Origin of the sequence: Wenyingzhuangia heitensis (assembly GCF_011762155.1) — a bacterium.
Lineage (GTDB): Bacteria > Bacteroidota > Bacteroidia > Flavobacteriales > Flavobacteriaceae > Wenyingzhuangia > Wenyingzhuangia heitensis.
Genome location: NZ_JAASQL010000001.1, coordinates 974765 through 996169, shown reverse-complemented (window position 1 = coordinate 996169; position 21405 = coordinate 974765). Strand labels below are relative to the sequence as shown.

Below are 21405 nucleotides of genomic sequence, written 5' to 3'. Positions count from 1 at the left end.
ATTCGGAATAAATTTCCGATCAATCATTATTTTTTTACTCTTTTATCTTGTTTTTAACGTCTCCCACCAATCCTTTGGTAAATTCGTTCATCTTTTCTACTTTCTCTTCAAAATTTCCTTTGATGGTATCTCTATACTTATTTAAATATTCTGCCAAATCATCTATATTTTCTGGCAATACAGATTCAAAAAACTGACGTAATCGTTTTGCCATAGTAGGAGATTTTCCGTTGGTAGAAATACCAATTTTAACATTTCCCTTGGTTACAATTCCTCCCATATAAAAATCACAATATGGAGGATTATCCGCCAAATTCACCAAAATAGAACGCTCTTTACAGTCGTTATAAACTTTTAAGTTTACAGCAGGTATATCTGTAGTTGCAATAACTATATGTTTACCCTCTAGCATACTCGCATCATACTTACCAAGTATTCTACGCACATTAGCTGCATTGTCAGCTTTCTCAATAGTTTCTTCTCTGTACATTGGAGAAATCATTGTGATTTTTGCATCTGGACTAGATTTTAGCATAAAAGATATTTTCTCTAACGCTACGTTTCCTCCACCAACAACTAATACATTTAATGCTGTTACTTTTAAAAAAACGGGATATAATTGATTTTTTTCCATTATAAAGATTGTCCTTTTTTATTCAACAAGTATGTATATAACACTTCACTTTCTTTTACCGTTTTACCTATTACAATCATAGACGGATTCGTTAATCCTTTTTGATTGATAATTTCTAAAATAGTAGAGATGTTACCCACAGCTAAACGCTCAATATTTTTTGTCCCATTTTCTATAATAGCTACAGGAATTTCAGTTTTGCCCAATGCTATAAAAGCATTCACAATTTTTTCTAGCTTACTCATCCCCATCAATACAACAATGGTTACGTTAGATTTTGCTGCTGCTTCTACATCTTCACTTAACTCTACTTCTGAAGTAGTTCCTGTTATCACTCTAAAACTTTCATTGACTCCTCTTTGGGTTAATGAAATTCCATAACTAGCAGGTGCTGCAATCGCAGAGGTAACTCCTGACACAATTTCAAAATCAATCCCTTTTTCTAGAACATATTTTAACTCTTCGGCTCCACGTCCAAAAATAAAAGGATCTCCTCCTTTAAGTCTTACTACGTGTTTTCCCTGAACAGCATGTTCTACAATTAGTTCTTGAATTTTTTCTTGAATGAACTTATGCATTCCTCTTCGTTTACCCACAAAGATTTTTTCTGCATTGGGTGCATGCTTTAATAACTCTTCATTAGCCAAAGCATCATACAAAACAACATCAGCTTCGTTAAGAGCTCTTACTCCTTTTAGTGTAATTAATTCTGGATCTCCAGGTCCTGCTCCTACTAATGTTAACTTTCCTTTACTCATACCTTTTAGGTAGTTAAGGAGTTAAGGAGTTAGCAACAGCTCTGCTGTTTAGGAGTTCAGAATTCAGCTTTATACACTTAAAATTCTTAACTTCTGTTTGCGATAGCAAACTCTAACTTCTTAACTACTTAAATTCTTAATATTTATTCTGCTAATTCAGCTTGTCTGTATGCTTCAATCAATCCAAAGAATTTTTCTGCATCAGCAATGTAAGATTTTGCAAATTCTTCTGATTGTGCATTTTGGTTAATTTGATAGATGAACGATTCAAAATCAGTTCCTAAATCAATTTTTCCTCCTTGAACAAAAATTTCATTAAAATCAGAAATAATTTTATTGTGCGTATTTGTTTTTGTTCCCTCTGCTGTTAAAATTGCTTTAGCTGTGTGTACAATTGAGCTATATGCAAAATAAATAGCATCACTTAATTTTCCACCTTCTAAAGCCTCTTTAGCATTGTTTAATTTCTCCTTAGAATCGTACAACAAAGTAGCTACTAAATCAATAACAACACCAGCACACTCTCCTGTACCAACTGCTTTCTCGTACTTTTCCTCGTTCCCCCAATCTATAAAATCAGATTCTACTAAATCATCTGTAGTAGATAATGGTTTTAAGAAATCGTAGAAATATTTTTGTCCTCCTCTAGATTCGTAGTATTCAATAAAATCTACTCCTCCAGAATTTTCTATATAATCATTTAAGATCAATCTTAAAGCTTCTGGACCTCTTTTAGACGGTACTTTAATTACTTTATCTGCAATTCTAGCAGCACCATCACCTAAAGTTCCACCACCTAATAATACTTGTAAAGCTGGAGCGACATACTTACCTGCTTTAACAGACATTCCTTGAAAACCAATATTACACAAGTTGTGTTGTCCACAAGCGTTCATACATCCAGAAATCTTAATCACCAAATCTGATTCTGTTGCAAACTCAGGGTATTCTGCTCTTAATACTTTCTCTAATTCAACCGCTGCTCCTGTAGAAGATGCAATTCCTAAGTTACAAGTATCTGTACCAGGACATGCTGTAATATCAGCAATTGCTTCATAACCTAATTCAGTAAATCCTAATTCCTTTAATTTTGTATAAAAGAATGGTAATAAATCCTCACGTACGTGACGAACTAATATATTTTGACGTAGCGTGAATCTTAATTCATCTGCTGCGTATTCTTTAATTAATGCAGCCAAAGCTCTTGCTTCTGGCAAGTAAAAATCTCCAATATTTACTTTAATTCCAATCGCAAATAACCCATCTTGTTTTTGTGCAAATACATTGTTTGCTTTCCAAGCTTCATATCCTGCAACATCATCAATAACTACTTCTGGAGCTGTAATTTTAGATACATCTGGATTGTTATTAAATCCTTCTGTTACAATAGCAACCGTTTGATTAGATAATGCCAATTGCTCTTTAGCAACTATTTCATTAAAAGCTTCTAAACCTAAATCTTTTACCAAGAATTTTAGACGAGCTTTTGCTCTTTTAGAACGCTCTCCGTACCTATCAAAAACACGTAAAATAGATTCCATATAAGGAATAATTTTATCTGCTTCTAAGAAATCAAAAGCTACATCTGCTAAACGAGGCTGAGAACCTAATCCTCCTGCTAACATTACTTTAAATCCTAAAACAAGTTTACCATCAATAACTTTAATTTTTGCAATAAAACCTATATCATGCATGTAAGACAACGCGGTGTCATCTTCTGCTGATGAGAAAGAAACTTTAAACTTACGTCCTAATTCTTGACAGATTGGGTTACGCAAGAAAAATTTAAATACAGCATCTGCATAAGGAGTTACATCAAATGGTTCCTCTGGATTGATTCCTGCATCTGGTGATGCGGTTACGTTACGTACTGCGTTACCACAAGCTTCACGCAAAGTAATATCACTTTTTTCTAATTCTGCCCACAACTCAGGAGTTCTATCTAAACTCACATAGTGAATTTGAATGTCTTGACGAGTGGTAATATGCAAACGTCCTCTTGAATATTCTTCTGAAACGTTACAAATTCTTAATAATTGATCTGAAGTTACTTTACCGTATGGTAATTTAATACGAATCATTTGTACACCAAACTGACGTTGACCGTATACACCACGAGCTAAACGTAAACTTCTAAATTTTTCTTCATCAATTTTACCATCGTAAAACTGTTGAATTTTATCTCCTAATTCAATAATATCTTTTTGAACAATAGGATTTTCTATTTCTGATCTAAAACTTTGCATGGTCAAAAACTTTGTTTTTAGTATTAAGTATAGAGTACTGAGTATTAAGATAATCTTACTACACAAATTAAAACTCTAACTTTAAATCATATTTTATTAATATTTACTTCTCAACGAGTAAACTTTATACTCTGTACTATTTATTGTATAAATCCAGCTCCCGATGTATTATTTGTTTGAGGGTCTATTAAAATAAAAGATCCTGTTGTTTTGTTAACTTCATATGTGTCGTAAAACAATGTTTTAGCTAACTTAAAAGATACTTTTCCTATCTCATTAATTTTTAATTCTGTAGCTGCTGCTTCTCCTGAAAAATCTGTAGCAATTACAGCATCTATAGAAGCTACTTTTGCAGCAATTACATTTGCACCTTGTTGTAATAAATATTTTTTACCAACAACTAAATTAGTACTATCCATCCAACAAATCTTAGCATTTAATGCTTTTGTTTCTTTTGGCAACTCTGATGATTTTACAATAATATCTCCTCGAGAAATATTGATATCATTCTCTAAAGTTACATTGATAGAAGTTCCTCTTTCTGCAACTTTATACTTTTTATCAAAAAAGTAAATATCTTTTACTTTAGAAGCTGTTTTTGATGGCAATACTGTTACCTCATCACCTACAGCTAAATTACCTCCATACAATTTACCAGCATACCCTCTAAAATCATGAAACTCATCTGTTTTAGGACGAACTACTGTTTGAACTGGCAAACGTGCTACAGATTCTTCGTAAACATCTTGAGCTTCTAATTTCTCAAAATGTTCTAACAATGTAGTACCTGTATACCAAGGTGTGTTTTCTGATCTATTTACTACATTATCTCCTTGCAAAGCAGATACTGGAATAAAAGTAATGTTTTGAGTAGAACCTGCTCTTTTTGCCAAAGCTGTAATTTCAGCTTTAATTGCATCAAAATTATCTTGAGCAAAATCCACCAAATCCATTTTGTTCACTGCTACAATAATATCTTTCACTTTTAACAAGTTATTGATAAAAAAGTGACGATATGTTTGTTCTATAACTCCGTTACGAGCATCTACTAAAATAATAGCTGCTTGTGATGTAGAAGCACCAGTAACCATGTTACGAGTATATTCTACGTGTCCTGGAGTATCTGCAATAATGTAACTTTTCTTGGCAGTAGAAAAGTAAATATGCGCTACATCAATTGTAATTCCTTGCTCTCTTTCTGCAACCAAACCATCTGTAGCTAAAGAAAAATCTAAATAATCAAATCCTTTTTGCTTACTAGTGCGCTCAATTGCTTCTAATTTATCGTCTGTTAAAGAACGTGTATCGTATAAAATACGTCCTATCAACGTACTTTTTCCATCATCTACACTTCCTGCTGTTGCTATTTTTAAAACTTCCATTTTACTTATAGTATTAAGTACTGAGTACTGAGTATTAAGTTTCAGTGACTTCGTGTACTTTCTGTGTTTTTTAATTCTTTTATCTATGTACTTTGTACGAACTACTTTGTACTATTAAAAGTACCCTTGTTGTTTACGTTTTTCCATGGCTGCTTCAGAACGTTTATCATCTATACGAGCACCACGTTCTGAGATAGAAGAATCTCTAATTTCTTGAACAACTTTACCTATAGAAACAGCATCAGACAATACAGCTGCTGTACAGCTCATATCTCCTACAGTTCTAAAACGAACCATCATTTCTTTTACTTCTTCATCTTCTGCACGGAACACAACATCATCTTCTGCAGACCAAATCATTCCATCTCTTAAAAACACGTTACGTTTGTGTGCAAAGTAAATTGATGGAATTTCAATTTCTTCTCTTTCTATATAAGACCAAACATCTAATTCTGTCCAGTTAGAAATAGGAAAACAACGTACGTTTTGTCCTAATTCAATTTTACCGTTTAATAAATCGAATAATTCTGGACGTTGGTTTTTTTCATCCCATTCTCCAAAATCAGAACGAACTGAAAAAATACGTTCTTTTGCACGTGCCTTTTCTTCATCTCTACGTGCACCTCCAATAGCTGCATCAAAACCAAACTCCTCAATTGCATCTAACAATGTTTCGGTTTGTAACATGTTACGAGAAGCATACTTTCCTGTTTCTTCAACCACTTTACCAGAATCTATATTGTCTTGTACATTACGTACAATCAACTCAATCCCTAATTCTTTTGCCAAACGATCTCTAAACTCAATCGTTTCTGGAAAGTTATGTCCTGTGTCTACATGTAAAAAAGGAAAAGGAATTTTAGCTGGCCAGAAAGCTTTTTGAGCCAATCTTACCAAAGTAATAGAATCTTTACCTCCAGAAAATAACAACACTGGTTTTTCAAATTGTGCTGCCACCTCTCTTAAGATATAGATTGCTTCACTTTCTAATGTATTTACTCTTAAATCGTTCATTTATTTTAGTATTTAGTAGTTAGTACAGAGTACTAAGACTACAACTGCTACGTATGTTTTATATTTTTATTGATGCCTAAACATCAAAGCTTTAATTCTTACTACTTAATATTTTGTACTCAGTACTAATTAAGCATGCAATCCGCACTCTCTATTTCCTAAAACTTTAGTAGGATCAAAATATTTGTGCTCGTTTGGGATCTTATTTTCTTCTAAATAAGCATCTAATTGCTCGTCAGAATAATTGTAAAACGGACTTACTTTTAATATTCCATCTGCTCCTTGAGACACAATACTAATAGAATCTCTAAAAGCAGTTTGTCCTTTTCTTAAATTAGTAAACCAAACATCTGGTTGATGAGCATCCATTGCTCTTTTAAACGGCTCTAACTTTACTTGTTCTGTAAACACCTTGTGCATTGGATCGTCTATTTGTGGAATTCCCATAACAGCATCTCTATGAGAAGATGTTTGTTTTGGCACATATAAATCTATATTTAAATCCAATAATTTAATCAACTCCTCTGCGTGCTTGTATGTATTACGAGTATTGTAACCTGTATCACACCAAACAACATCAATACCTGGTTTCACATTTGTAACCGCGTGAAGAATTGCTCCTTCATAAGGTCTAAAATTGGTTGTAATTACTGGTTTTTTAGCGTGAATTATAGCCCATGCTATAATTTGTGCAGGAGATTTTCCTTCTAACTCTTGATTGAATTGAGCGACTTGCTCATCTGTGAATTTCTTACTCATTTTTACCCCATTTTATTGCGTTCCACGCACGTTCATGAAAAAAGTATAATATCATTTTTGTTACAAAATCAATAGAAGCTATTGATGATGCCATTGAAAGATTTCCGGTAGCATACCAAGATACCAATAAAGTATCTAATGTTCCCACTACTCTCCAACTCACTGCTTTTACAACACTACGAATTGGCTTATCTGATGACGTAGACTCTTTAAAGCTAGCATCTGATTTATTCCCTAAAATCTTTTCTGTTATCATTCTTCTTTTTATTCTTTTCACTTATTACCCCACTCAATAAGTAGGAAATAACAATAAGTAGGTCGCAAAGATATAGTTTTAATTACATGCACACAATAAAAAAAATAAAAATCTACAAATTTAGTAGGGTACTGAACAAAACTACTGAGCAAGAGCTCTAGCTAGTTAAAAAATTGACAAAGTAAATAGTAAGCTTAGAGAGTTTTTAAAAAACCAAGAACGACAGCTTGTTCATCAGAGTGAACAAAAAGTTCTTGAAAATTTGGCATTACAGCACCAAAACCAGCCATAGAGGCAGAATGATTATTATCTTTTATTACAGGTTCAATTCCTTTTTCTTGCAACAATTGTTTTATATGCTCTACTTCTACCAAACTACCTGAAAACACTTTAACGTATGACATAATTAATAAGTGATTAAATCTTCTAAAGAATTATTTCTAAACACTGCTAAAGAACTATCTCTAACCTGAATCATTAATTTATTAACCGCACAAACAGTTTCATCAGGGCAATCATCACACTTCTTATAAAAATTTAAAGAAACACAAGGAACCATAGCAATGGGGCCTTCTAAAGTACGAATAATATCTGTCATTAGGATATCTTTTGGCAAACGAGCCAAAAAATAACCTCCTCCTTTTCCTTTTTTAGAATCTAACACTCCAGCTTTTCTTAATTCCAAAAGAATTCTTTCTAAAAACTTAACAGATATGTTTTCACTCTCTGCAATTTCTGAAATCTGGACAGGGCAATTTTTATTTGTTTTAGCCAAATAAGTCAAAGCCTTAATACCGTATTTTGTTTTCTTTGATAACATAAAAACAAATATACAAATCCTACTGACATAGTAGATTTAAATATAATTCTTAAAAAAACAATAAAAAAGCCCGATGTGACCATCGAGCTTAGTTGAGTATAAAACAAACTTATTAATAAAAATACATTTTACTAATGAGTACCGATATAGACGAATCCGTCTTTAATTTTTACAGGATAAATTGCAATAGGTTCTAAATCCCCATTTAAATTCTCACCTGTTTCTAATGAAAATGTATTTTTCAACAATGGACAAGCAATTTTTGGAACCCCTTTATGATCTCCCAACATCCCTCTTGACAACACCATTTCGTTTTTTGCTGGCGATAAATTTTGGCATGCATACCAATTATTAAATCTCTCAAAATTAAACACTGCAATTTGTAGGTCTTTATATTTAACACATGCCCCACCATTTACAGAAAAAGCACTTATCGGAGCAGCTTTAAACCACTCTTTTACCTCATCTACTTTTACCGTTTTATATTTAGATTGTAATGTATCCATAATGTTTCTCGAATTTAAATTTTAAAATACTCTTAGTTATTATAAAGAAATTACTTCCAAAGTTCTGGCATTTTTTGATCTCTCATTGGCACAAATGCTATGTTATCATCTCTATCGTCTGAGTTTACAAAGTGAGAGAAACGATCTTTCATTGTATCACTTTCCACTACTTGTTTCCACTCACATTCATAAGCATCTACCAATAAATCCATTTGAGCCTCCAACTCAGCATTAATCCCTAGGCTATCTTCTACAACAACTTTTTTAAGTTGTTCAATACCCCCTTCTAGTTTATCTAACCAAGCCGCAGTACGCATTAATGGTGCTGCTGTTTCTATATAATAAATTAAGAATCTATCTAAGTATTTTACTACAGTTTCGTTATCTATTTGCTCAGCTAATAACTCAGCATGCCTAGGCGTAGCTCCACCATTACCACACACATATAAGTTCCAACCTCCTTCTACAGCAATAATTCCAAAATCCTTTCCTCTAGCCTCTGCACATTCACGAATACAACCAGAAACACCACCTTTAATTTTATGAGGCGAGCGCAATCCTTTGTATCTGTTTTCTAACTCAATAGCGAAAGTAATAGACTCATCCATACCATAACGACACCATGTAGACCCTACACAAGACTTAACAGTACGTAAAGATTTACCATAAGCATGCCCCGATTCAAAACCTTCTGCAATTAACTCTGTCCAAATTGCAGGTAAATCATTTAGTTCAGCACCAAAGAAATCGATTCTTGCCCCTCCTGTAATCTTAGTATATAAATTATATTTTTTTCCTATTTGACCTAAAACAATTAATTGTTCTGGTGTAACTTCTCCTCCAGCAATTCTTGGCACAACTGAATAGGTTCCATTTCTTTGAATATTTGCTAAGAACTTATCATTGGAGTCTTGAGAAACGTCTTCTTTATTTGGAGTATGATTGTATAAACTTGCTAAAATAGAAGAAACAGCTGGCTGACAAAGCTCACATCCTTTTCCTTCTCCACAAGCATCTAAAGCCTCATCAAAAGAAGTAACCTTTTTTACTTTTAGAATAGAATACAATTCTTGTCTAGAATATTGAAAGTGATCACAAATAACATCTTTTACAACCTTCCCCATAGACTTTAATGTCTCTGTAACTAAATCTGTTACCATTGGCTTACACCCACCACAACCTGTAGTTGCTTTGGTAGCAGCAACAACACTTGCAAGATCTTCATTACCATCTTCTGTAACAGAGCAACAAATTTGCCCTTTTGTAACAGCTTCACAAGAACAAACCACTGCAGAATCTGGTAAATCTAGAGCAGAACCAAAACTAGCTTCTTCTCCACCTCTAGCTCCTAAAATTAAATCTTCAGGATTTTCTGGAATAGCCATTCCGTTTAAGAAAATTTGGTGCAACATATTATAATCACTTGCATCACCAACTAAAATCCCTCCTAGTAATTTTTTACCATCTTTAGAAACATTTATCTTTTTATAAATCCCTTGAAATTTATTTTCATAAACAATAGATTCGCTTTCTTTCGCTTCGTTTAAAGCATCACCAAAACTAGCAACATCAATACCACTTAATTTTAATTTGGTAGACATATCTATTGCACTTGGCATTAACGCTTCATCTCCTAATATATTATCAACCGCAACACCTGCCATATCGTACCCAGGAGCTACCAAACCATATATCATCTGGTTTAACAAAGCACATTCTCCAATAGCATAAATACTATCATCAGAAGTTTTCATGTTATTTGTTACCAAAATCCCCCCACGAGTTCCCACTTCCAACCCACAAGTTTTAGCCAATTCATCTCTAGGACGAATTCCTGCCGAAACCAACAACATATCAACAGGCAATGTTTCGTTTTCAGAAAACTTCATCCCTGTAATTGCCTTATCTCCTTCTATATTTTGAGTTCCTTTATTTAAAAGAATATCAATCCCTAAAGCTTCTAATTTATTTTGTAAAACCTGACTAGCTTCATTATCCAACTGCCTCGGCATTAATCTAGGAGCAAACTCCACTACAGAAGTTTCAAGTCCCATATCTATAATAGCCTTACCAGCTTCTAACCCTAACAACCCACCTCCTAAAATAGCAGCCTTACCATCTGGTTTTTGACTTTTAATTTTTGCCACATAAGCCATGGTAGCATCTAAATCCTCAATGGTTCTATATACAAACACCCCCTCTTTTTCTACTCCTGGAATAGGAGGAACAAAAGCTGAAGACCCTGTTGCTAACACTAAGTAATCATAAATATACTCCTTATCATTAATAGTTGTAATTGTTTTACTTGCTCTATGAACATCAGTTACACGTTCATTCGTAATTAATTCAATATTATTTTCCTCGTACCAAGATCTAGGAGCCATACTCAAACGCTCCGCATTCTGATCTGCAAAATACTCACTTAAGTGAACTCTATCATAAGCAGGCCTTGGCTCTTCACCAAAGACAATTACTTTATAATTATCACTTTCACTCTTAGCCATAAGCTTTTCACAAAACTTATAACCTACCATTCCGTTACCTATTACTAAAATTGTTTTCATATATAAATAAGTTTGTTTTACTTTGTACTACATGGCAAATATACGTAGTAATACTTAGATTAACAAAATTAATAAGTATATTTGTTCTTTAAATACGTAGAAACATGAATTACAGCTGTTCAGAATGCACAAACGAAAAGTGCTTAATTAAAAAAAACTTAGTACATATAAACAACCTAAATTCCGATATCACCAATCAGAAACACACTATACAGTGTAAAAAATCTAGACAGTTTATTATGGAAGGTGCTCCTGTAAACGGACTCTATTTTATATACAGCGGAAAAGTAAAAGTGATAAAAACAGGTTACAACGGAAAAGAACAAATACTAAGACTATCTAAAGACAGTGAGGTTATTGGCCATAGAGGTTTTGGAATGGGAGAAACCTACAAGATAGGAGCCACAGCTATTGAAGACACTATACTATGTAACTTTTCTACAGCTCTACTAAAAGAAATACTTTTAGCAGAACCAAAAGTAACTTTTGATTTTATGCATTTTTATGCCGAAGAACTTAACCGTAGTGAAACCAAAGTAAAGACAATGTCTCAGATGACGGTAAGGGAAAAAGTTATAGACATGCTATTATACATATATAGAAAGTTTGGAAACTCTGAAGACGGTACTTTAGGATTAGAACTATCTAGAAAAGAACTAGCAGATTACGCAGGTACAACAGACGAACAAGTAATACGTATTCTATCTGCCCTTAAGAAAGAAAATTTAATATACACGAAATCAAAAATAATTAAAATATTAAATATCAGTAAACTAAAGAAGGAAATCTCTGAACACAACTTCTTCTTAGATAGTTAAAAACTACGTAACCCTCAATACAATCAACAAAAAACTGCCTATAGGCAGTTTTTTTTATGCCTAAAAACTCATATTAACGTGTCTATTCAACAACTACGTAATTAAACTACGTACATATCTTTGCTAAAAGTAAGTATCAATACGTAATTAACTAAAATCACTTAATATGAAAATTACATTTTTAAAAGCTTCTACACTGTTTGCAGCTGCTATTATGTTAGCATCTTGTGGAGGAAAGAAAAAAGAAACTAAAACAGTAGAAACAACCACACCTGCTGTTACTAGTTTAGAAATTGAAAAACCACAATTAACATTTGGATTCATCAAACTAACCGATATGGCTCCTTTAGCAATTGCAAAAGAGAAAGGTTTTTTTGAAGACGAAGGTTTATTTGTTTCTGTAGAAGCACAATCTAACTGGAAAAATATTTTAGACAGAGTTATTGATGGTCAATTAGACGGATCTCACATGTTAGCAGGACAACCTATTGCCGCAGGAGCAGGGTTCGGTCGTCAGGCAGAATTAGTAACGGCTTTTTCTATGGACTTAAACGGAAACGGAATTACCGTATCTAACAAAGTATGGGAAGGAATGAAACCACACGTTAAAAAGGACGAAAACGGAAAACCAATTCACCCTATCAGTGCTGATGCATTAAAACCGGTTATTACCCAATACAAAAACGAAGGTAAGCCTTTTAAAATGGGAATGGTTTTTCCTGTATCTACACACAACTACGAAATTAGATATTGGTTAGCTGCTGCCGGAATTAAACCCGGTATGTATTCTGCAGACAATATTCAAGGTCAAATTGATGCTGAAGTATTGTTATCTGTAACTCCTCCACCACAAATGCCAGCTACATTAGAAGCAGGAACTATTTATGGATATTGTGTAGGTGAACCTTGGAACCAACAAGCAGTTGCTAAAGGAATTGGTGTACCAGTTACTACCAACTACGATATTTGGAAAAACAATCCAGAAAAAGTATTTGTAATGACGAAAGAATTTACAGAAAAATATCCAAACACCACTGTTGCTGTAACCAAAGCATTAATTAGAGCAGGACAATGGCTAGATGCTCCAGGAAACAGAACCGAAGCAGTAAAAATATTATCTATGCCACAATATGTTGGAGCAGATGAAACAGTACTTGCAAACTCTATGACTGGTACGTTTGAATTTGAAAAAGGTGACAAACGTGAAATGCCTGATTTTAACGTATTCTACCGTTACAACGCAACTTATCCATTTTATTCTGATGCAGTTTGGTTCTTAACTCAAATGAGAAGATGGGGACAAATTCCTGAAACTAAATCAGCTGAATGGTATGCTGAAACAGCCGCTAAAATTTACAGACCTGATATCTGGAAAAAAGCAGCAGATATTTTAGTTACAGAAGGTAAAATACCTGCAACGGACATTCCTGCAACAGACGGTTACAAACCTGCAACTACAGATTTTATTGATGGTAACAAATATGATGGTAAAGATCCAATAGGATACATCAATTCATTTAAAATTGGTAACAAAGACTAATCTACTTAAAAGATTACAAAATAAGGAGCACTAACTCTTAGCGCTCCTTATTTTAAAACTACTGAATATTTAAGAGCACATTAAGGAAAACACAATACATCATGAAAGATTCAATCATCAGAGTAATTAAGTTTATTGGACTTGGTTTTTTAGAACCATTAATACGTTTAATCAACAAAGAAGAACCTAAAAAAAACATCAAAGAAGTATTTAGAAAAATAGTTGCTCCTATAGCATCCGTTTTCATTTTTGTAGGACTTTGGCAATTAGGATCAACAGCTTTGTACAATATAGAAGCTGATTATAAGATTGAAGCAACGTTAAAAAGTCAAGGAGAAGCAGAAGCTCAAAAAGTAAAAGAATGTATGGAGTCTGGAGACCCTAGCTGTCAGCCAAACACACTACCCTCACCTGCTCAGGTGTACGCTTCTTATTTAACACTTTTAAAAGACCACAAAACAATTGCTGCTGATAAAAAAGCTTTTAAAGAAAAGACTTTTGAATTGAATAAAAAACGTGTAAAACAAGGAAAATCAATTATTACCTACACAGGTAGACCTTCATTTGTAGATCAAATCAAAACAAGTTTAAAAACTGTATTTGCAGGTTTTTTATTGGCTTTATTTATTGCTGTTCCTATTGGAATTGTAATTGGACTGAGTTCCACCTTAAGAGGTTCTATTAACTGGGTTATTCAAATTCTTAAACCTGTATCTCCCGTTGTATGGCTGTTATTAGTTTTTATGATTGTAAAAACATTGACTAAAAACTCAGAAGGAGATAGCGCGTTTATCATCTCATTTATTTCTGTAGGACTTTGTTCTATGTGGGCAACATTAGTAAACACAGCAATGGGAGTTGCCTCTGTTAACACAGATTATATAAACGTAGCAAAAATATTAAGACTAAGACCAATGCAAAAAATATTTAAAGTGATACTACCTGCATCTTTACCTTTAATTTTTACAGGATTACGTATTACTTTATCTGTAGCCTGGATGGTATTAATTGCTATAGAACTATTAGCACAATCACCAGGATTAGGATCATTTGTCTGGGAAGAGTTTCAAAATGGAGCCATGGATTCTAACTCAAAAATTATTGTAGCCATGTTTATTATTGGTATGATTGGTTTCGCTCTAGATAGAATCATGTTATTTATTCAAAACTTGATTTCATTCGAAAAAGAAACAATTTAAGAATCCTTAAACACAATATTATGGCAATATTAGAACTAAAAAACATCTATAAAACCTACAATCCTGCAAAGGAAGACAAAGGAGAGATTCTTGACAATATCAACCTAACTATTGAAGAAGGAGAGTTTGTAGCTATTGTTGGCTTTTCAGGAAGTGGAAAAACAACCTTAGTCAACCTAATTAATGGTCTGTTAAAACCAACAGAAGGTAAAGTTATTTTTAAAGGAAACACTGTAGAAGACACAAGTCACGAACGTGGAGTTATTTTTCAAAACTACTCACTACTACCTTGGCTAACGGTTTATCAAAATATAGATATGGCAATCCAAGAAGCATTTCCAAAAGCTTCTAAAAAAGAAAAAGACGTTAGAGTAAAAGAATATATAGAAATGGTAGGACTAACACACGCTACCAACAAAAGACCTAAAGAACTTTCCGGAGGAATGAGACAACGTGTTTCTGTAGCCAGAGCATTGGCCATGGATCCTGAAATGATTATTATGGACGAACCTCTTGGAGCGCTAGATGCTTTAACTCGTGGAAATTTACAAGATGAAATTCTTAAAATTTGGGAAAGAAACAAGCGCACGGCTTTATTAATTACCAACGATGTTGACGAAGCACTTTACATGGCTGATAGAATTATTCCATTAAAGCCAGGACCTAAAGCTACTTTAGGACCAGAATTTAAAGTAAACATAGAAAGACCCAGAAATAAAACAGCATTAAACGATGATCCTGAATACAAAAAAACTCGTAATCAGATTATTGAATATTTAATGAATTTAGGTGATGCCCAAGCAGCAGAAAGCACAGCAACTTATGAGTTGCCAGAAATTCAGCCAAAAGACTTTAGATGGGATGCTAATTAAAAAACTGTAACTATGACTCTTATTACCAACAACCCTAAAATAGAACGCTTTCCTTCTAACGAAGTAATGCTAGATTTAATAGACTTAAAAAAAGTATACCCAACACCCAAAGGTGATTATGTGGTTTTAGAAAACCTAAACCTTCAAATTAAAAAAGAAGAATTCATCACCATTATTGGTCACTCTGGTTGCGGAAAAACAACCATGCTTTCTATGATGGCTGGTTTGAATGAAATTTCTGGTGGAAAAATTTCCGTACTAGGAACTAGCATAAAAGGACCAGGACCTGATAGAGGTGTTATTTTTCAAGCACCAAGCTTAATGCCATGGTTAACCACAATGGAAAACGTAATGCTAGGTGTAAAAAAAGTATATCCTCATGCTAGTAAAAAGCAAAAGGAAGACATCTGTAAATACTATCTACACAAAGTAGGAATGGAAAGTTCTTTTCACAAAAGAGCTTCAGATATTTCCCAAGGAGAACAACAGCGTGTAGGTATTGCAAGGGCTTTTGCTATTAAACCTAAAGTACTATTATTAGACGAACCTTTTGGAATGTTAGATTCTTTAACCAGAGGTCAATTACAAGATGTATTGATTGATGTTTGGAACAAAGAAAAAATTACAGCCGTTATGATTACTCACGATGTGGATGAAGCTATTTTCTTAGCAGACAGAGTCGTAATGATGACGAGTGGACCCAGAGCAAAAATTGGAGATGTTTTACCTATTGAATTTGAAAGACCTAGAACACGTAAAGCAATCTTAGAACATGATGATTACTATAAATACAGAAAACATTTGATTGACTTTTTAGAACACTAAAACATGATGTAAATCATTTGAATTAAAAATCAACAACCTTAATATTAGCAACAAAACAAATAACTTAAATATTTATAATTATGAAATTAACTAAATCATTATTAGCTGCTACTTTTGCATTTACAGCAATTGCAAACGCACAAGAAACCCCAAGCTTTTCTTTAGAAGGAGAATTTAGACCCCGTTCAGAATGGTTTGGTCACGGACAATCTAAAACAGCAGCAACAGGAACAGATGGTTATGTTTCTACAAGTGTTAGAGCAGCTTTAAACGCAACTTACAAAACAGAAAGTTACACAACCTACTTAGGGATTCAAGAAGTATTCAAGTTTGGAGATCGTCCTCAAATATCAGCAACTGGAAACGGAAACTTTAGAGTACAAGAAGCTTGGGCAGACATTAAATTAAGCGAAACCTCAACTTTTAAAATTGGTCGCCAACCTTTATCTTATGATGATCAAAGAATTTTAGGAGGACTTGGTTGGGCACAACAAGCAAGAACTCACGATGCAGGTGTTTTTAAATACAACAAAGAAGGATACTCTTTAAATATTGGTGGTGCTTTAAACACTCCTGACAGTTCTATTTACGATACCGCTTCTTTATTTTCATATAGAGAAATGGCCTTTGTTCACGCTAACAAAAAATACAACAACTTTAACATAAGCGCGTTAATTTTAGCAAACACATACCAAGCCGCTACAGAAAACAAATCAACATTATTAACAGCTGGTTTACACGCTGATTATAAAATTGACATTGTTACCTTAAAAGCTAACGCTTATATTCAGGATGGTAAAAGAATTGGAGATTTAGATGTTAAAGGAGCTTACTTAGCTAGTTTAGATGCAAGTATTAAAGCCACCGAAAAAACAAGTATTAGCGCTGGAGCCGAATTTATCTCGGGAAAAAAAGATGATTCCGCTGCATTCTTTCCTTTGTACGGAACCAACCACGCATTTAATGGCTTGATGGATAGATTTTACGTAGGAAACCATGCAAACGCTGGTGGATTGGTAGATTTAAACTTAGGAATTGCTACAAATATTAAAGGATATGCTGTAAAAGTAAAAGGACACCACTTTTCTGAAGAATCCCTAGGAAAAGACAATTTAGGAACAGAATTAGATTTAGTTGTTGCCAAAAAATTTAAAGGATATTCTCTAGTAGGAGGTTATTCTCAATTTTTTGAACCAGATGCAGTTTCAGGAGCAAAAGACTCTCAAAACTGGGCTTGGCTTATGTTAGTAATTAAACCAAAATTTTTATAAAAAATTAAGGAATCCTTAAGCCTTAATTATTCAGTGTTAAAAGCCCGAGCATTTTGTTCGGGCTTTTTTCGTAAAGACCTGTAAACACAAGAGTTTTGATCATTTTTTAAACTGACAAAACACATTTACAAAGCCATCATAAAACAACAGATACACAACTGATTAACAGTCTTTAAACGAAAGTTTCATCTTATTTTTAAAAAAGAAAAATCAACAAACTAAAACCCTAAAATTATGAGCTCATTTTTATCCAAATTATTTGGCAAAAAGAAGACAGAAACCGTAGCTGAAAAAGAAGAAATTATCCCCGCAAAAACCATAGAATTGGTTCAAGTTTCTTTTGAAGCCGTAAAACCGATTGCAGCCACAGCAGCAGATATTTTTTATTCAAAATTGTTTGAATTAGACCCTAAACTTAAACCTATGTTTCCCGCTGCTGACAAAGACAAAATGAAAGAACAAGGAAACAAATTAATGACAATGCTTTCTGCCGCAGTTGCAGGACTCTCTAACATTGAAGCCTTAATTCCTGTATTACAAGACTTAGGAAAAAGACACATTGCTTATCGTGTTGAAAAATCACATTATGACACTGTTGGAGCCGCATTAATTGGTACTTTAGCCGTTGGTTTGGGAGATGATTTTACCCCAGAAGTTAAACAAGCTTGGACCGATGTTTACGGACTAATGGCATCTGTAATGATAGAAGCAGCTTATTAAACTTAACCCTAAAAATAATCAACATGAAAACCTTTATATTCCTTTTAAAAAAATTATTCTCTTTTATAACACTGTCTTTAATCCTTATTTCCTGTGGAGGTGTACCCGAGGAAACATCATCAACCAACTCTGAAAAAAAATCTTTTTCTGTAGCGGATGTTTTAACGATGGTAGCCCATGAAAACGACATAACAAGAACTCTTTACACCAAAGCAATTGTAGGAGGTGGTAAAAAACAAGGTTTTAAATTTGACGAAGATTGGCAAGATGAAAAAGTAGAAGCAGGTCCATTACCCGCTTTATTTTTAAGAGGTATTGCTAACGACATTCGCAAAGGAGATGTTCCTTTAGGACTTTATTTAAGTTCTGATTTCCCTATTAACGCATCTAACCAATTAGAAGGTAAACAAGCCGATTTATATAAAGATATTAAGGAAAACAGAAAACCTAAACATTTTTTTGACGAAGACACAAAACTATACACCGCTATGTTTGCAGATGTTGCAGGAGCACCAGCCTGTGTAAGCTGCCATAACAAACACCCAAAAACGACTAAAACCGACTGGAAATTAGGAGATGTTATGGGAACAACCACTTGGCAATATCCGGCAGATTCACTAAGCTACACCGAAGCAATGAGTGTTTTAAAAGCTTATAGAGATGGTACTACTGCTGTTTACAACGATTACTTAGAGGAAATTAAGAACTTTAAAGAAAGTGAGAAACCAGAAGTTGGAAAAAAATGGCCATCAAATGGTAAATACCTACCTGCACCAGAAGTATTTATTGATAGTGTAAGAAAACTATCTGCCTACATTACCATGTCTTCATTAATGAAATAAGAAACATCTTGAAAAATCAAAAAGCTATAACTTTTATAAGTCTAGTATTATTCTGTAGCTACATTCTACAGGATATACTTGGCTTAAAAATACCTTTTTTAGAAAATCTCCAATCTCAAGAATTATTTAAAAGATGGAGTGGGTTTGCTATAGCGTTATTTATAGCCTTTCAATGGTTTTTAACGTTTACTAGAATTATTACCAAACTAAAAAAACACGCTGTAACATTCACCAAAATTCACAAATGGATAGGAGCTTTTAGTCCTATACTATTCTACATACACGCAACAAGTTACGGATACGGATACCTAGCTCTATTAAGCTATGTCTTTTTTGCAAATATGCTACTTGGCACCATTAACCTTGATGTGATAAAATCTCATAAAGAGTGGATTTTTAAAGGATGGATGATAGCACATGTAAGCCTATCTATGCTTATTACAGTAATTCTATTTCTTCATATAGGAACTGTATTTTACTACAAATAACCGCAGGAACTACAACAATGATATTAAAAGTAACACATATAATTAAAGAAACTCCAGAAGCAGTAACTGTGTGTTTTAAAAATGGTAATTTTTTTAGAAAGATTAAATATTTACCTGGTCAATTCATCATGTTAGATTTTAAAATAGGAAAAGACACCGTAAAAAGAGCCTATTCTTTTAGCAGTAGCCCAGACACAGACAAAGACCTAAAAATTACAGTAAAAAAAGTAAAGAGCGGCTACGTTTCTAACTACATAAATAATGTATTAAAAGTTGGAGACAAAGTAAAGGTAGATATTGCGATGGGAACTTTTAACATTACCCCTAATAAAGAAAACAGTACACAATATATCCTTTTTGGAGCTGGTAGCGGTATCACTCCTGTGTATTCAATTCTAAAATCCGTAATAGCCAAAGAGCCTAAATCTAAAATACTTTTGATTTATGCGAATCACGACAAGGAGAATATTATTTTTTACAATGAGTTAAAAAAATTAGAACAAGAAAACGCTAATCAACTATATGTAGAGCATATTCTTAGCGAGAATCTAGACCCTAAACATCATACCGGTTTTTTAACACAAGAAATTCTAGAAATCATTTTTAACAAATACAACCTAACTTTTAGCAATCACAAATACATGATGTGTGGCCCAACAGGTTTTATGGACAACACCGTTCAGATCCTAAAAAATAAAGGTGTTGAAAGAAAACAAATAATGCTAGAGGCTTTTAAAGCTCCTACCATTAAAATAGATAGAAAAAACTTGGTTAGTAACGTAACCATTCACTACAACAAAGAAACGTATCAACTAGAAGTACCCGGTAACAAAACCATACTACAACAAGCCATGTCTAAAAACATACCTCTTCCCTATTCTTGTAGATCAGGAATGTGTAGTACCTGCAAAGGCAATTGTATAGATGGAGAAACTATTATGAGTAAAGGCCATCTACTTAGTGATGAACAAGTAAACGATGGAGAGGTTTTAACCTGTATTACGTATCCTAATAGCGAAAATGTAACGATTAAAATCGCCTAATTATGTTTGAAATTAATCCGCTTAGAAAAAGACAATTTTTTGGAATACTAATTGGTACTACAATAGCTATTACTGCTATTTTATGCTTGCTATTTGTAAAACCCGCAGAAGAATACCTAAGCATTGGCCCTATGAATACTGGTCATGAAGGATTTTCTTGCAACACCTGTCATGCAGATGCTAGAGGAAATTGGCTACAACAAATTCAATCCAATTCTGAACACGCACTTGGATTACGAAAAAAAATGGTAGAATTTGGATCTCTTCCTGTAAACACCAAAAAATGTCTTTCTTGTCACGATAGAGATAATGACAGACATCCTACACATCGTTTTTTAGAACCTAAACACCTAAAAGCCATTCAAAAAATTGATGCTACTAATTGTGCTACGTGCCATAACGAACACAACGGAATTAGAGTTAGTTTAACACAAGGCAACTATTGTATAAACTGCCACAGCGATACCAAAATTAAAGACGACCCTATAGACGTTCCTCATTCAGAATTGTTCAAAAAAGGGCTATGGACAACCTGCTTACAATGTCATGATTTTCACGGAAATCATCAAGCAGAAGCTGCTCTTTTAATGAAAGATACTATTCCCCTGAAAAAAATTAAGGCTTACTTTAAAGGAGGAGACGATCCTTACAAAGGAATCAAAAAATTTAAAGCTCTATCAGAACAAGAATGGATCAAAAAATATCTTAAAAAATAAAGCCTTTTAAAAATCAGAAACCTCCCATTATTATTCTTTAAAAACTTATTGATAAGATTTACGGATAAAACTACGTATATATACTTAATATATACGTATTTTTTATATCTTTGCGACTAGTAGCTTCTAAAC

Annotated in this window: 22 protein-coding genes; 11 read left to right on the top strand and 11 right to left on the bottom strand. The window is 33.5% G+C overall.

The window, feature by feature from the left end:
- Window positions 1-34 precede the first annotated feature (34 nt).
- The 11 genes from FHR24_RS04240 to nirB form a co-directional block, all read right to left on the bottom strand.
- Window positions 35-634 (bottom strand): precorrin-2 dehydrogenase/sirohydrochlorin ferrochelatase family protein, encoded by a 600-nt coding sequence (locus FHR24_RS04240; protein ID WP_167184313.1) that lies wholly within the window; start codon window positions 632-634, stop codon window positions 35-37.
- Window positions 634-1392 carry a uroporphyrinogen-III C-methyltransferase gene (gene cobA, locus FHR24_RS04235; protein WP_167184310.1) on the bottom strand — a complete coding sequence of 253 codons (759 nt, stop codon included), beginning with the start codon at window positions 1390-1392 and terminating at the stop codon, window positions 634-636. Before cobA ends, FHR24_RS04240 begins: the two co-directional genes overlap by 1 nt.
- Window positions 1393-1535: 143 nt before the next feature.
- Window positions 1536-3638: a HEPN domain-containing protein gene (locus tag FHR24_RS04230; RefSeq protein ID WP_167184307.1), complete on the bottom strand. Its 2103-nt coding sequence runs from the start codon at window positions 3636-3638 to the stop codon at window positions 1536-1538.
- A 140-nt stretch (window positions 3639-3778) separates the two neighbouring features.
- Window positions 3779-5020 carry a sulfate adenylyltransferase subunit 1 gene (locus FHR24_RS04225; protein WP_167184304.1) on the bottom strand — a complete coding sequence of 414 codons (1242 nt, stop codon included), beginning with the start codon at window positions 5018-5020 and terminating at the stop codon, window positions 3779-3781.
- Between the two features lie 114 nt (window positions 5021-5134).
- Window positions 5135-6034 (bottom strand): sulfate adenylyltransferase subunit CysD, encoded by a 900-nt coding sequence (cysD, locus tag FHR24_RS04220; RefSeq protein WP_167184301.1) that lies wholly within the window; start codon window positions 6032-6034, stop codon window positions 5135-5137.
- Between the two features lie 129 nt (window positions 6035-6163).
- Window positions 6164-6793 carry a phosphoadenosine phosphosulfate reductase domain-containing protein gene (locus tag FHR24_RS04215; protein WP_167184298.1) on the bottom strand — a complete coding sequence of 210 codons (630 nt, stop codon included), beginning with the start codon at window positions 6791-6793 and terminating at the stop codon, window positions 6164-6166.
- Entirely contained in the window at window positions 6786-7049 is a 264-nt protein-coding gene (locus FHR24_RS04210; protein WP_167184296.1) for a DUF2061 domain-containing protein, read from the bottom strand. Before FHR24_RS04210 ends, FHR24_RS04215 begins: the two co-directional genes overlap by 8 nt.
- Window positions 7050-7243: 194 nt before the next feature.
- Window positions 7244-7453, bottom strand: a complete 210-nt coding sequence (locus tag FHR24_RS04205) for a putative signal transducing protein (RefSeq protein ID WP_167184293.1) — start codon at window positions 7451-7453, stop codon at window positions 7244-7246.
- A 2-nt stretch (window positions 7454-7455) separates the two neighbouring features.
- Window positions 7456-7869 carry an RrF2 family transcriptional regulator gene (locus tag FHR24_RS04200; protein WP_167184291.1) on the bottom strand — a complete coding sequence of 138 codons (414 nt, stop codon included), beginning with the start codon at window positions 7867-7869 and terminating at the stop codon, window positions 7456-7458.
- A 131-nt stretch (window positions 7870-8000) separates the two neighbouring features.
- A complete protein-coding gene (nirD, locus tag FHR24_RS04195) occupies window positions 8001-8375 on the bottom strand; it encodes a nitrite reductase small subunit NirD (RefSeq protein ID WP_167184288.1) in 375 nt (124 codons plus the stop codon).
- Window positions 8376-8425: 50 nt separating this feature from the next.
- Window positions 8426-10939, bottom strand: coding sequence for a nitrite reductase large subunit NirB (gene nirB, locus FHR24_RS04190; protein ID WP_167184284.1), 2514 nt, complete (start codon window positions 10937-10939; stop codon window positions 8426-8428).
- Window positions 10940-11043: 104 nt separating this feature from the next.
- Here nirB and FHR24_RS04185 point away from each other — a divergent pair, with 104 nt between their 5' ends.
- The 11 genes from FHR24_RS04185 to FHR24_RS04135 all read left to right on the top strand — a co-directional run bounded on the left by FHR24_RS04185 (window position 11044) and on the right by FHR24_RS04135 (window position 21273).
- A complete protein-coding gene (locus tag FHR24_RS04185) occupies window positions 11044-11757 on the top strand; it encodes a Crp/Fnr family transcriptional regulator (protein WP_167184281.1) in 714 nt (237 codons plus the stop codon).
- Between the two features lie 166 nt (window positions 11758-11923).
- A complete protein-coding gene (locus tag FHR24_RS04180) occupies window positions 11924-13297 on the top strand; it encodes a CmpA/NrtA family ABC transporter substrate-binding protein (protein ID WP_167184278.1) in 1374 nt (457 codons plus the stop codon).
- Window positions 13298-13398: 101 nt separating this feature from the next.
- A complete protein-coding gene (locus FHR24_RS04175) occupies window positions 13399-14496 on the top strand; it encodes an ABC transporter permease (RefSeq protein ID WP_167184275.1) in 1098 nt (365 codons plus the stop codon).
- Window positions 14497-14516: 20 nt separating this feature from the next.
- Window positions 14517-15368 carry an ABC transporter ATP-binding protein gene (locus FHR24_RS04170; RefSeq protein ID WP_208412283.1) on the top strand — a complete coding sequence of 284 codons (852 nt, stop codon included), beginning with the start codon at window positions 14517-14519 and terminating at the stop codon, window positions 15366-15368.
- Window positions 15369-15380: 12 nt separating this feature from the next.
- A complete protein-coding gene (locus tag FHR24_RS04165) occupies window positions 15381-16193 on the top strand; it encodes an ABC transporter ATP-binding protein (RefSeq protein ID WP_167184272.1) in 813 nt (270 codons plus the stop codon).
- Window positions 16194-16273: 80 nt separating this feature from the next.
- Window positions 16274-17464 (top strand): hypothetical protein, encoded by a 1191-nt coding sequence (locus FHR24_RS04160; protein WP_167184269.1) that lies wholly within the window; start codon window positions 16274-16276, stop codon window positions 17462-17464.
- 234 nt (window positions 17465-17698) lie between these two features.
- Entirely contained in the window at window positions 17699-18184 is a 486-nt protein-coding gene (locus FHR24_RS04155) for a globin family protein (RefSeq protein WP_208412282.1), read from the top strand.
- Window positions 18185-18207: 23 nt separating this feature from the next.
- Window positions 18208-19026 (top strand): c-type heme family protein, encoded by an 819-nt coding sequence (locus FHR24_RS04150; protein ID WP_167184267.1) that lies wholly within the window; start codon window positions 18208-18210, stop codon window positions 19024-19026.
- Between the two features lie 8 nt (window positions 19027-19034).
- Window positions 19035-19514, top strand: coding sequence for a hypothetical protein (locus tag FHR24_RS04145; protein ID WP_167184263.1), 480 nt, complete (start codon window positions 19035-19037; stop codon window positions 19512-19514).
- Window positions 19515-19531: 17 nt separating this feature from the next.
- On the top strand, window positions 19532-20557 hold the full coding sequence (locus FHR24_RS04140; RefSeq protein ID WP_167184260.1) for a ferredoxin--NADP reductase: 1026 nt from the start codon (window positions 19532-19534) through the stop codon (window positions 20555-20557).
- A gap of 2 nt (window positions 20558-20559) precedes the next feature.
- The gene (locus FHR24_RS04135; RefSeq protein WP_167184257.1) at window positions 20560-21273 is read left to right on the top strand and encodes a cytochrome c3 family protein; all 714 of its coding nucleotides are present in this window, start codon (window positions 20560-20562) and stop codon (window positions 21271-21273) included.
- Window positions 21274-21405 lie beyond the last annotated feature (132 nt).